The organism is Glaciimonas sp. CA11.2 (genome assembly GCF_034314045.1).
Taxonomy (GTDB): Bacteria; Pseudomonadota; Gammaproteobacteria; order Burkholderiales; family Burkholderiaceae_D; genus Glaciimonas.
The window spans coordinates 3,957,527-3,969,537 of the sequence record NZ_JAVIWL010000001.1 but is presented as its reverse complement, the minus strand read 5'-3'; the positions used below and the strand labels follow the sequence as shown (position 1 = coordinate 3,969,537).

Sequence of the window (12,011 nt, the reverse complement as noted above, 5' to 3'; positions counted from 1 at the left end):
CTCCGAATAACTTTATTTGGCGACAATCAAGCCCTTTGCACTTAAATGAAAATCATCAAAAAATTTGTACTCACCAGGTGACAGCGGCGCAATCACGATAAATGACTGTGCGCCGGGTCCTAAAACTTTTTCTTTGCGTAACTGAACGCTCTCAAATTCCACCGCGGAAGAGCCGGTGTTGTGCACTTCGATCTTAATTTTCTGACCAGCCGGAACTTCAATTCGCGCCGGGTTTAAGACGCCATCTTTCATCTCCAACCTAAAAGTAGGTAAATCTACAGCGGACGAAAAGCCTGCGGTGCACAGCAAACCAATAGCCAGCACACCACGTAAATTTTGTACAAACATCGATATGACTCCTGATCGGAAAACGTCCACTTGAGGTTACTAAAGAAGCACATGGTGTTACATGCCGATTTAGCAACAGCATTATCTATTAATAGCCGCCCTTTTTACCGACGCCGGCAAAAACGAAATCATTCTTGACCTCAAACGGTTTGAACCAGGCGCTAACGCCGGTTTCCTTATCTACATGCCGACCAAAGTGCGCTGCCGCATTCGCAGACGGCGGTGAGATTTTCATAATCAACGTATATTTACCGGGACCTGCCAACTTGACGTTATCGCCATAATGCGGACCGTCGTTCGCTACCATCGGCATCATGTCGCCTTTGATGACTTCTTTTGATCCCACTTTTGTGAACTGATACGAGATAACCAAATTCGGCATCCAGTCCCCTTCAGCGAAACCATTAGGGTTATCTTTTACGGCACGAATGTCTGCCTCGACATGGATATCTGATAACTCTGCCTTGCGCATCATGCCTTCTGGTTCCATCTTGATAGGCTGCAAATAAACCGCAGCGACTTCAATTCCGTTCATGATTTGCTGTTTGCCGATTGGATATTCCGCAGCTAAGGCGCTATTTGTAAAGCCCGCAGTAAACAACATCGCCAAGGTCAAAAATTTCATATTAGATTTCGCTCCCATTATGTTGCTCTTTCAGAATAGTAAATGATAATGATTATTGTTTGATTGTATCACCGCCATCATAAAACCGCTTCCCCTCAAAGAATATGGCGGTCCATGCGCGCTTACCAATGTGAGGTACTAACGCTATAGCGGCGATTACCCCTTCTTTACCGGACGGGCTTTGACGATTAAAATTTATCCCGATTCAGAAAAATGTAGATTTTTTTAACAATAATGATTCATTCGCAATTTACCCCTTCCAAAATCACGCCACCTCGGCTATAATTTTTTCTTTCGCGGCTGTAGCTCAGCTGGATAGAGTACTTGGCTACGAACCAAGGGGTCGTGGGTTCGATTCCTGCCAGCCGCACCAGAAAACAAAAGAGTTGCAAGAGAAATCTTGCAACTCTTTTCTGGTTTACGGCGTCGATAAATAACACCCTCCTCCGCATCAAATATCACGCCACAAGATTCCCTTATTTAATACTCCGGCATGTGCGCAGATACCTCGCTAATGCCATTTAGCACGGGAATCAACGCGCAATTAATCCGGCATTTAAGCTCGCATACGGCTGATAAATTGCACCGCATTTCGCACATTTAAATTTTTAAAAAAGTTTCTCCCTATTTACATAAAACCCATATACAATGTCGATCTTTCGCGGCTGTAGCTCAGCTGGATAGAGTACTTGGCTACGAACCAAGGGGTCGTGGGTTCGATTCCTGCCAGCCGCACCAGTAATACGTTGTGAAATTAAGGGGTTAGCGCTAAAAGCGTTAATCCCCTTTTTTTTGCTTGAGTGACTTTTGAATGGGTCATGTTTTTCATTGAGTGGCTGTTCGTTGCGCCAGTCGAAGACGCAGCGTGCGCATGTCGGCTTTTTTACTCCCTTACTCACTCTTAATTTCTTGCAACGCCTCGTCCATTTCCAGAATTTGAGCAACATTGTAGTGCAAGAACAGAGGTTCCTTTGCGTGCCCGAGAATGGCGTGGATCGTCATCTCCATCGGCGGTCCTTTTTTTTTAGAATCGGGCCTACACTCACGCTGCCAAACGAAAACATGCGTTTTATGCTTGCCGCGCATCGACTCGAGAACTTGTTGAGCGAAATCGCTGCAAACAATCTAATTAGCGTTACATCGAAAAATACTCTGGAGGAGAATGTTAATGGCGAGCAAGAAAGCGCAGACGCGGCTTGATGCATCACGGCAAAAGCGTCCACCATGCCAACGGAACATGATGCGTACATCAGAATAAACTATGGACCAAAATGCATTCACGCACTGTCTAGCTAGTAGGTTCAATTGATCGATTAGAAATAAAGCAGTTGTCGTAAAGCAAAGTGACATGCGGTGGTGCGACTGGGATGCCAACTTTTACTAACGCGATGTCTAGCGCGCCATATAGTGAATCCCCAAAAAACTTCAATAAACTTTTTTTTAAGCGCTATTGAGGATTTCCAAGCCTGCCATTCGATCAAATTGATTCAAAAAAAAGCCCGCATCTCAGCGGGCTTTCAGATACTTTCAACTTTTAAATACCGCCTCAGACGGCATTACTCTTTAGCTAAACAACGCCAAGGTTTGGTCTCACTTTTGTACGCAAAAAAATGGTCAAGATACATTCGGGCCGGGCGGTTAAAACCCACCGAAATTCTAGCTAGCGGTTAGATGAAGATGCCGCCCGAGACTTCGACACGCTGCGCATTTACCCAGCGATTGTCCGCAGAGAGCAAGGCTGCGACAGCCCCGCCGATGTCATCCGGCAAACCGACACGTCCTAGCGCAGTTTGGCTCGCTACAGCCGCATTCATCTCCGCGTTATCACGCACCATGCCACCGCCGAAATCCGTTTCAATCGCGCCCGGCGCCAGCGTATTAACGGCGATACCGCGTGTGCCAAGTTCCTTGGCCATGTACCGCGTCAGCACCTCGACGCCGCCCTTCATTGCAGCATAGGCAGCAAGCCCGGGAAACGTAAAGCGGGTCAGACCGGATGAGATATTTACAATACGACCGCCGTCATTCATCAGCGGCAGCAGTTTCTGCGTCAGGAAAAATGGGCCCTTCAGATGGATATTAAACAGCATGTCGAACTGTTCTTCAGTGGTTTCTGCCAGGCTTGCATGGTAGCCAACACCGGCGTTATTAACGAGAAAATCAAATCGATCACGCTGCCAAGTAGTCGCCAGCGCAGTCTTTACCGCATCGGCAAACGCCGCAAACGACTTCGCGTCGCCGACATCGAGTTGCAGAGCCAGCGCCCGACGACCTTGCGCCTGAATCTGTTGAACCACAGCTTCTGCCTCAACTTCGTTACCCTTGTAGGTAACGATCACATCAACGCCGCGTTCGGCCAGCTTCAGCGCCGTGTTGCGCCCGAGACCGCGGCTAGCCCCGGTAATAAGCGCTATTGGAGAAGTTTGAATAGTCATTGGGAATCCTTAGTTGTTGAAACAGGTTGCGATAGCTGAACTTTAATCATTTCCTGACCGAGGATAAAGCCATCAAAACTGGTTACACTGTTCTTTTATAAAAACAATCGAGGTCGTGTAGCCATGGATTTTGATGAACTTCGGATCTTTTCAAGAGTCGCCGACTTAGCCAGCTTCAGCCGCGCCGCAGAACAATTGGGGCTGGCGAAGGGACATGTATCGACATCTATCCAACAGCTAGAAGCGCGCCTTGGTACTCGGCTGCTACAACGAACGACGCGTAGCGTGCGCCTGACAGAAGATGGCAAACGCTTTCTTGATCGCTGCAAGGAGTTGCTGATTGAAGCGGAACAACTTCAGGTCATGTTTCAACCCACTTCAGGAGGTCTCACCGGACGACTCAGAATCGACATGCCGAACATCTTCGCCCGCGATGTCATCATTCCGCGTCTGCCAGAATTTCTGAGCGCGCATCCGGGACTAGAAATCGGCATTAGTACAACCGACCGCCGCGTAGATCTGATCCAGGAAGGATTCGACTGCATCTTGCGCGTAGGCGCACTAGAAAACTCCGACCTGGTCGCCCGTCCTATCGGACTGATGCAGATGTCAAACGCGGCTAGTCCAGACTACCTAAGCCAGCACGGCGTGCCTCAGACACTCGCCGATCTGACACAACACCGCATCGTCCACTACACGCCAAATCTGACGTCGAACGATGCGAGATGGGAGTATTTCGATCGTACCAACAACACCTACAAAACATTACCGATGACCGCTGCGGTCTCAGTAATTGGCACCGATGCCTATCAGGCAGCCGCTTTAACCGGTTTAGGCTTCATTCAGGCACCAACACTTGGCCTCCAGCGATTGGTTGATCAAGGGTCATTAGTTCTCGTACTGCCAGAGTTCACCGCGTGCCCGATGCCAGTTTCACTGCTATATGCCAATCGCCACCAGCTTGCGCCACGCGTTCAGGCTGTAATGCGCTGGCTGACGGACATCCTCACACCTTATTTGATTAAACTGAGGTGACATGCAGTGCCATGTCATCATATTTAGCTTCGTCAATTGAACGTTAAGTTTATGTGTGTTTTAAAGCAGATCTCAGTAATTTAACAGAGCGTTACTCAGCGGGAACGGGCAAAGGAACTGAAGGTCCTCGCAAAAGTGAGCGCATACCGATAAGTCCAAAAATCGGTCCGGGTAACAAGATCCAGGCAACCTTGTTGCCGACTATTGGGTAAGCCGACGTGGTAATTAGAATCGCGAAGGTTGTGAGTAGAAATCCCAGACTGTTTTGAATTGCCAACGCACTGCCAACCAATCCCGGTGGACAAGCCTTAACTGACATCGCCGAGAACTGCGGCGAGTCGGCGACCACTGCCAAGCCCCACAAGAGCATTAATGCCAGCTTCCAGAAAACTGGCAAAGTTTGTAAAAATGGAAACAGCAGGCATATCGCCCCCGATGTTGCCAACGCCCACCATGCCACGCGCGCACTTCCCACTCTTTCGCTGAGTAAGCCACCGGCGATGCACCCAATCGCACCGATGCCAATTACCGCAAATGCCCAACCTGAAATACTGTGATACGGCAGTGTTCCCGGGGATGACAGCACATCCAAAAGCAGAACAGGCACCAGAGTCCAGAACGCATATAACTCCCACATATGGCCAAAGTAGCCGAAGGCAGATGCCCGAAATTCTTTTACTCGGAATGCATCCATGACGTTACCGATCGAGCTTGATGCGTGGGTACGCCGCTGAAGGTGCGGACCATCGCCCAGCCAGCCAACCATCAACGCGCCGACAAGTGCCAATGCGGAGGATGTCAGAATAACCGTTTGCCACGAAACCATTCCGCCAACCATCCGTATTCCATGCGGCAATGCGGTGCCCAGCGTTAACATGCCCACTAGCAGGCCAAGACTTCGGCCGGCGCTTTGCGGACTCCAGCTGACGACGAGTTTCATTCCCAACGGATATATTCCGGCTAGAGACAAACCGACGACGAATCGAAACCACAAGGCGCTTTCCAGCCCGGTACTCAAAAGTGCAAAGAGGCCGTTGAAGACTGCGCCGAGGATGCAACAGACCGCAAATATCTTACTCGCGGCGAAGCGATCCGCAAAACCCGTAAAAGCAAAAATCAACGTCCCAACAATAAAGCCGACTTGAACAGCGTTGGTTAACCAACCGATATCTGCTGCACTTAATCCCCAGAGGCGCATTAAATCGTCTGCCGCACTGTTCGCACTAAACCAGAGCGAGGTACCGAATAGTTGCGCCAGGACGATAGTGGTGATCGGCTTGTTCATGTAGACTGTGCTTCGGCAAAGCGGGCATCACGCCATGCGATCGCTGCCCGCATGCCACGATCTCGCGCGATGTCCATGAATGCGCGTTTGTCCGGCGAACCCTTCGACTCAATGGCGTGATCAATGTCCAGCGCTTCTTTCAACGCACTCTGCATTCCTTGAAGTTCATAGGTCCGATTCAGCGCCTTTTTTGTTTGACTGACAAGGACCGGATCCACCAATGCAATCCCGCGAGCAATGCTGAGTCCCGTCTCGACATGCGCACCTTGCGGAACTATACGGCTGATAAATCCCATACGAAGTGCATCTTGAGCACTGATTCTGTCTGCGCCGGTAAAAATGATATCCTTTGCATGCTTCGGCCCTGTCATCCAAGGCAACAACATCGTAACGATCCCCGCACCGAATTTCAGTTCAGGCTCACCAAAAATAGCATCTTCGGCAGCGATTGTAATATCGCAAGACAGTGCTATTTCAAACGCGCCGGCCATGCATGCGCCATGAACGGCGGCGATAGTCGGCTTAGGACTATTCCAGAAACGCATCGTGGTATTGAAGTCGAGATCGAGAATATCACGCCAGATTTTTGACCCTTGCGGTTGGCTTTCCATTTGGGCCTTTAAATCGAAGCCAGATGAAAAGGCACGGCCAGATCCGCTCACCAGGATAACGCGCACAGTCTCGTCAGACTCAGCACGATCGACGGCATCGTTAATCTCATGCAGCATCGTTTTATCTAACGCATTCAGGCGTTCGGGCCGGTTAAAGATGATGTGTGCGATACCGCCTTGGGACGTATATTGGATCGTAGTGAAGTCAGACATAATGGTCCTTTAATGTTCGCGTTAAACCCGGGTCGCTGCTGAGGCCGATGCGATGGCACCGGATTGGATCATCATCTTGAGCTGCCCTCTATCCGCCTTGCCAGTGCGTCCTAACGGCAGCTCATCAGATATGTAATAAGTATCGGGCTGCTTGAATTTTTCTAGTCGGCTTTCAAGGTATTTTTTTAAAGACGCAATGTCAAGTGACGTACCAGTTCGGGGTACCACCAGAACGTGAATACGTTCACCGAGAACGGTATCCGCAATCCCCACGGCCATGGCGGCCGAAATATCGGGGTGAGAGCATAACAGTTGCTCCAATTCTCCTGGCGTAACCTTGTTCCCTCCGCGACTAATTATTTCCTTGCTTCGCCCCATGAGTTCAACCACCGAGCCGTCTATCAGGCGCACCAGGTCGCCGGTTTTCAACCAGCCATCCGACAGGGCCGTGGTCGTAAGCTCTGGCTCATCAAGATAGCCGATCATCAAATAGGGACTGTGTATTTGTAGCTCTCCCAAAGTGCCCGATAGAACCGGTGCATCATAAGCATCAACTATGCGGAAACTAACGTTGGGCGATGGGCGGCCGATGCAGCCCGGATATTTCGCATAATCTTCCGGGAAAGAAAAAAAATCACAGGTCGCCGTTTCGGTCAATCCGTAAATATCGATCAGGTCCGTACCCGAAAAGCGTTGTCTGATGGTAGACGCAAGCGAATGACCCAGTGATTCTCCACCAATTAAAATCTGGCGCAATTTATCTTGCGCAACTACTCGATCGATTTCTGATAGTAATCCTGAATCAGAAAACAGAACACGCATCATTGTCGGCACCATCCCGACACGCGTGATGTTGTTATCGACCAGCGTTCCCAGGAAGGTTGTTGGGTCAAATTTTTCAGCCATGACTAGCGTGCCGCCCCGCATCAATGTCAGCAAACTTATCCAGAGACCAAAGCTGAAAGTAATATTCAATACCAGCAACGTATTCTCGTAGGGTTGGAAATTAAGTAAGCTATCGATCTGCTGAATCTTGCCGTAAAACGCATCATGCGAGACCACTACTCCTTTCGGCGTACCGGTGGATCCCGAGGTAAATATAATGAATGCGGCATTCTCCAACAACGGCCTGTCAGGCGGGCGTGTCATTGTGATCATAGTTACTACGCTTGCGGGGTTGGCGGCGGCTGCTTGCATGTCAATCATCAATCGTGCCTTGGTTTTATCCAGAACCTTGGCTGCCACTGCTGCCGGCGTGGTGCGATGCACTGGAACCACGACCCCGCCCGCATTCCATACCCCTAACAATGCCGCTATATCTAGTGGATGATTCGACACGTGGACATGCACAGGCTCATTGGGCCTGATCCCAATGTTGCGAAGCGCATGTGATACGCGCTCCGCCTCGTACGCCAGCGCCGTATATGACAGCGAACCATGCGTTCCAGTGAGCGCGACAGCATCGTCAAACCTGCCGCACGCATTCTTCAGCGCATTTCCCAAGCCCATGTTTAATTTTATTTGCACAGCAGTCTCCATCCAGTTTTTTTGAGCGGTTTTACATCATTACGTTACCTTCGCAATGATCAGACAGCGTTCACATCAACTAGTACACGTCCTTTGAGTTTGCCGCCCAGCATGTCTTCCGCCGCACTCTTGACCTCGGTCAATGGCACTGTCGCCGCCGTAATACCATTTAACACTTCCAATGGCAGATCGTTGACGATACGCTGCCATGCACTAACGCGATCTTTGGTTGGCAGCATCACGGAGTCAACGCCGATCAACTTTACACTACGCAGAATGAACGGCATAACGGTTGTGGGCAGATCAGCACCGCCAGCGAGACCGCACGCAGCAACAACGCCGCCATAGTGCATTTCCGCCAGAACGCGCGCCAACACTTTAGAGCCGACAGTGTCGATCGCCGCGGCCCACCGTTGCGCTTCCAAGGCACGTGGAGCCTCACTCCACTCCAGTCCGTCCGCAAATGCGGTTGCACCAAGATGTTTTACGTAAGTGTGTTTGTCGGGATCGCCAGTGAGTGCAGTAACCGAATAACCAAGATTTGTGAGAATGGCGACCGCTACACTCCCTACTCCCCCCGCAGCACCAGTGACCAGCACTGGCCCGCTTTGCGGCGTGATATTGGCCGCTTCCAGCGCGTTAACGCAGAGCATTGCGGTAAAACCAGCGGTACCAATCATCATCGCCTGTCGCGTAGTCAGCCCTTCCGGTAGCGGGACCAACCATTCGCTTTTGACACGCTGGTACTGACTGTAACCGCCCCAATATTTTTCACCGACACTCCATCCTGTCAGTACCACTCTGGTCCCCGGCTGGTATTGCGGGTTGCTGGATTCAACGACAGTACCCGCAAAGTCGACTCCAGGCACCATTGGCCAAGTACGCACAATCTTGCCCTTACCGGTGACCGCCAGTGCATCTTTGTAATTCAGCGTGGAATAGTCAACTTTGACCAACGTATCTTCATCAGGCAGCGCATCCAGAGTCAGTGTTTCAATTGACGCATTGGTTTTCTTGTCTTCTTCGCGAAGAACCAGAGCTTGAAATTTGTTTTGCGACATGAGAGTCTCCTTAATTTTTAATGGGATTTACCCCGAAAAAAAGGCGGATGCAGGTGAACCTACGCAACAACCGCCACTATATTCAACTTGCTAGTCGAGTAGTCAAATATTTACCTGGGCGGAGTTCGACTTCAACATAAGCAGTTGCACTCGCCCATTTTTTTACGTCACTTTATAGTGTGCATTGATCGAACGGCAGCGGCCTAATGTGGAAAAAAAAGTAATGTGCCGCCCATTACTGCGCACATAATGAAAAAAGCGACCACGGTATAACCCATGACACGCCCCATCCCCACACCGGCAATTGCCAGCAGCGGAATGACCCACATAGGCTGAATCATGTCGGCGGCGCTCTCGCCGAGTGCGACTGCAATTGCCACCGCACCCTGCGCAACATGCAGATGCTCTGCAGCCGCTACCACAAACGGCGCCTGGACCACCCAGTGACCACCCGCGCTCGGTATAAACATACTAATGATCACGGACGATACAAAACTCCAAAATGGCAGCGTTTGCGTCGTTGAAAAACTAATGAACCATTGGGCGATGACGTCCGCCAATCCGGTGGCCGACATGATCCCCATAATTCCGCCGTAAATTGGGAACTGCAGCAAAATCGGTCCTGTCACTCGCGCCGCATTATTTACGGCACGTACATAAGCCTTTGGCGTCCAATGCATCAACAACCCAAGCAACAGAAATATGAGAACCAACATGTTCAAATCCATCGCAAATGCACCCTCTGATATTTTCAGCCCGATGTATGCCAGTCCAAGCCCTACCAGCGCAAGATTAAGTATCCAGGCATGGTCAAGCATTCCGGCGATGGTATGCGATACGCTTTCTTCCGGGATCACGGCATCTTCAGCCTTAAGACGAGCCGGGTCTGCTGCAATCGTCTCCGCATCGCTTGGCATCATCGCGCAAAATACAAGAGGAAGAATGATCGCCAGAATAATCAAAGGTAGGTAATTCAACGGAGAAAATAAAAACTCCTTCATCGGAAGCACGTTTCCAGTGATTTTTTCTATCACGTTGAGAGGCGAACCCTTGCTGGCACTCACCAGCGCGATCGAGCTCGAAATGCCACATACATAGAATGACCAGCCAGCATACGCGGCGGCTACCAACCAGGCAAAATCTACACGCATACGTTTTGCTATTTCCCGCGCAAATAGCGCCGAGACAACCAGGCCAACAGCCCAATTCAAAAGGCCGGCCGTCATTGAAACCAGGAATGTCAGGGTCATCGCCTCTTGTTTTGTAGTCGGGATCTGTGCAATTGTTTTAAGAATACTTGCAACCGGTTTGGAGGTGGACAGGGCGTGACCGATGACCAGTGTCAGTGCAACAAGAAAGGCAAAGCTAGCGATTTTGAAGACACCGTCGACCCAGCTTGTCAATACTTGGGGAACTGAGGCGTGCGGCGCTAAAAAATAAGCCAAAGCGCACGTGAGCATTGTCAACAAAATGGCAATGACAAACGGATCAGGCATGATCCGCTCGACAATCATTACGCAAAGTCTTGCAAACCGCTGCAGTGCGGCGCTAAGAAATCCATCACCGTCTCGCCTCGACGGGTTGTCCGAAATTGTTTTTTTCCACCACTTGTCTCCTTAATATTTATAAATGGACATTTTTACTCAAACTTGACGAACCTGTTTGAGCTAGTAACCGATAGTTCGCTTCTAACGAGCAAATTAAAATCAGCCACTCGGCGTATTTATACCGAGTAATAACTGACTGGTCAACTATATCTTTTGAAAGTCGTTTGTAGAAAAAATTTAGAAATGCTATCAAGGGTGTATGGCGCATCTAGTCTGAGATTTAAGCTATTTCCAATAACGGATTTACCAATTTTTCTTATTTAGTTGACCAGTCAGTTATAAACTATTATGATTCCTGAAGAAATATTTGATGTTCGAATCGCTAGGTATTGCGTGGGCACCTTACTAGGGTGAATGAATAGAACCTAGTCTTGAAAATCGAAGAGCGATTCGACGTCTTTAACGCAGAAAAAACAAATGTGGAGTCCTTATCGGATTTGATTACGAAAATCATGCCTACATTTTGCGCTTAACCGTTCATCCAATCGCTCACCTCAGCATCTCCAACCGGAATCACAAATGGCTAAAAATACAGTCGCATCTGCCCCTCGCGATAAAGGAAAACGCGCCGAACTCATTCGTATTGGGGTCGAGATCTTTACGGAAAAAGGTTTTCACAATACACCGCTCGATGAAGTCGTTAAAGCTGCTGGCGTTCCGAAAGGGTCGTTTTATTACTACTTCGAAAACAAAGAAACCTACACGCTTGCAGTGATCGATGGGTATGCCGATTATTTTGCGCACAAACTTGATCGCATATTGATGGACACTTCAATTCAACCTTTAGACCGTATCAAGGCTTTTACATTAGATGCTACAGCAGGAATGGCGCGATTTAACTTCAGGCGAGGTTGCCTGATCGGAAATTTGGGTCAGGAGTTGGCCGCATTGGACGATAAATTTCGCCTCGCTCTCCTTAGCGTACTGACGGATTGGCGTCAACGTATTCAAGCCTGTCTTGACGAGGCAAAAGCAGCAGGTCATCTAAGGGCTGATGCCAACAGTGAGGCACTTGCGCGCTATTTCTGGATCGTTTGGGAGGGAGCTGTGCTTTGCTCGAAACTTGAGAAATCCAGCGCACCTCTAGACGATGCAAGCAATGCTTTCATTGAATACCTAAAGCATTTACAACCGAGTGAATCCCATAACGGAACGAGTTGAAGCAGACGCGATAGCCTGACTGAAGCCAAAATGCATCGAGAGACGTTTTTGATGCATTTGGCTAACAATACTAAATATCAACGCAACGGCAAATGCCGGAAAT

General features: G+C 49.5%; 10 protein-coding genes and 2 tRNA genes. 4 read left to right on the top strand and 8 right to left on the bottom strand.

The window, feature by feature from the left end:
• Positions 1 to 12 precede the first annotated feature (12 nt).
• Positions 13 to 348, bottom strand: coding sequence for a cupredoxin domain-containing protein (locus RGU75_RS17195; RefSeq protein ID WP_322238048.1), 336 nt, complete (start codon positions 346 to 348; stop codon positions 13 to 15).
• An 88-nt stretch (positions 349 to 436) separates the two neighbouring features.
• A complete protein-coding gene (locus RGU75_RS17190; RefSeq protein WP_322238046.1) occupies positions 437 to 973 on the bottom strand; it encodes an iron transporter in 537 nt (178 codons plus the stop codon).
• A 296-nt stretch (positions 974 to 1,269) separates the two neighbouring features.
• Here RGU75_RS17190 and RGU75_RS17185 point away from each other — a divergent pair.
• Positions 1,270 to 1,346 (top strand) — tRNA-Arg (locus tag RGU75_RS17185).
• A 288-nt stretch (positions 1,347 to 1,634) separates the two neighbouring features.
• Positions 1,635 to 1,711 (top strand) — tRNA-Arg (locus RGU75_RS17180).
• Positions 1,712 to 2,640: 929 nt separating this feature from the next.
• Here the strand turns inward: RGU75_RS17180 and RGU75_RS17175 are convergent.
• Positions 2,641 to 3,408 (bottom strand): SDR family NAD(P)-dependent oxidoreductase, encoded by a 768-nt coding sequence (locus RGU75_RS17175; RefSeq protein WP_322238044.1) that lies wholly within the window; start codon positions 3,406 to 3,408, stop codon positions 2,641 to 2,643.
• A 123-nt stretch (positions 3,409 to 3,531) separates the two neighbouring features.
• Between RGU75_RS17175 and RGU75_RS17170 the strand changes: the two genes are divergently transcribed.
• On the top strand, positions 3,532 to 4,443 hold the full coding sequence (locus tag RGU75_RS17170; RefSeq protein WP_322238042.1) for a LysR family transcriptional regulator: 912 nt from the start codon (positions 3,532 to 3,534) through the stop codon (positions 4,441 to 4,443).
• A gap of 91 nt (positions 4,444 to 4,534) precedes the next feature.
• Here RGU75_RS17170 and RGU75_RS17165 read toward each other — a convergent pair whose 3' ends face one another.
• The 5 genes from RGU75_RS17165 to RGU75_RS17145 all read right to left on the bottom strand — a co-directional run bounded on the left by RGU75_RS17165 (position 4,535) and on the right by RGU75_RS17145 (position 10,681).
• Positions 4,535 to 5,728 carry an MFS transporter gene (locus RGU75_RS17165; protein ID WP_322238040.1) on the bottom strand — a complete coding sequence of 398 codons (1,194 nt, stop codon included), beginning with the start codon at positions 5,726 to 5,728 and terminating at the stop codon, positions 4,535 to 4,537.
• Positions 5,725 to 6,552: an enoyl-CoA hydratase/isomerase family protein gene (locus tag RGU75_RS17160; RefSeq protein ID WP_322238038.1), complete on the bottom strand. Its 828-nt coding sequence runs from the start codon at positions 6,550 to 6,552 to the stop codon at positions 5,725 to 5,727. The genes RGU75_RS17165 and RGU75_RS17160 overlap by 4 nt, the downstream gene beginning before the upstream one ends.
• 21 nt (positions 6,553 to 6,573) lie before the next feature.
• On the bottom strand, positions 6,574 to 8,079 hold the full coding sequence (locus tag RGU75_RS17155) for a class I adenylate-forming enzyme family protein (RefSeq protein ID WP_322238036.1): 1,506 nt from the start codon (positions 8,077 to 8,079) through the stop codon (positions 6,574 to 6,576).
• A 59-nt stretch (positions 8,080 to 8,138) separates the two neighbouring features.
• The gene (locus RGU75_RS17150) at positions 8,139 to 9,140 is read right to left on the bottom strand and encodes an MDR family oxidoreductase (protein WP_322238034.1); all 1,002 of its coding nucleotides are present in this window, start codon (positions 9,138 to 9,140) and stop codon (positions 8,139 to 8,141) included.
• Between the two features lie 203 nt (positions 9,141 to 9,343).
• Positions 9,344 to 10,681 (bottom strand): TIGR00366 family protein, encoded by a 1,338-nt coding sequence (locus RGU75_RS17145; protein ID WP_322240620.1) that lies wholly within the window; start codon positions 10,679 to 10,681, stop codon positions 9,344 to 9,346.
• 585 nt (positions 10,682 to 11,266) lie between these two features.
• On the opposite strand from RGU75_RS17145, the gene RGU75_RS17140 reads away from it, so the two are divergent.
• Complete coding sequence (locus RGU75_RS17140; protein WP_322238033.1) at positions 11,267 to 11,908, top strand: TetR/AcrR family transcriptional regulator; 642 nt, start codon at positions 11,267 to 11,269, stop codon at positions 11,906 to 11,908.
• Positions 11,909 to 12,011: the final 103 nt, after the last annotated feature.

Excerpts from the sequence above, each read along its gene's own strand:
- RGU75_RS17170 (WP_322238042.1), top strand. The coding sequence starts at position 3,532 with ATGGATTTTGATGAACTTCGGATCTTTTCAAGAGTCGCCGACTTAGCC.
- RGU75_RS17195 (WP_322238048.1), bottom strand. The coding sequence starts at position 348 with ATGTTTGTACAAAATTTACGTGGTGTGCTGGCTATTGGTTTGCTGTGC.
- RGU75_RS17165 (WP_322238040.1), bottom strand. The coding sequence starts at position 5,728 with ATGAACAAGCCGATCACCACTATCGTCCTGGCGCAACTATTCGGTACC.
- RGU75_RS17150 (WP_322238034.1), bottom strand. The coding sequence starts at position 9,140 with ATGTCGCAAAACAAATTTCAAGCTCTGGTTCTTCGCGAAGAAGACAAG.
- RGU75_RS17190 (WP_322238046.1), bottom strand. The coding sequence starts at position 973 with ATGAAATTTTTGACCTTGGCGATGTTGTTTACTGCGGGCTTTACAAAT.
- RGU75_RS17140 (WP_322238033.1), top strand. The coding sequence starts at position 11,267 with ATGGCTAAAAATACAGTCGCATCTGCCCCTCGCGATAAAGGAAAACGC.
- RGU75_RS17175 (WP_322238044.1), bottom strand. The coding sequence starts at position 3,408 with ATGACTATTCAAACTTCTCCAATAGCGCTTATTACCGGGGCTAGCCGC.
- RGU75_RS17160 (WP_322238038.1), bottom strand. The coding sequence starts at position 6,552 with ATGTCTGACTTCACTACGATCCAATATACGTCCCAAGGCGGTATCGCA.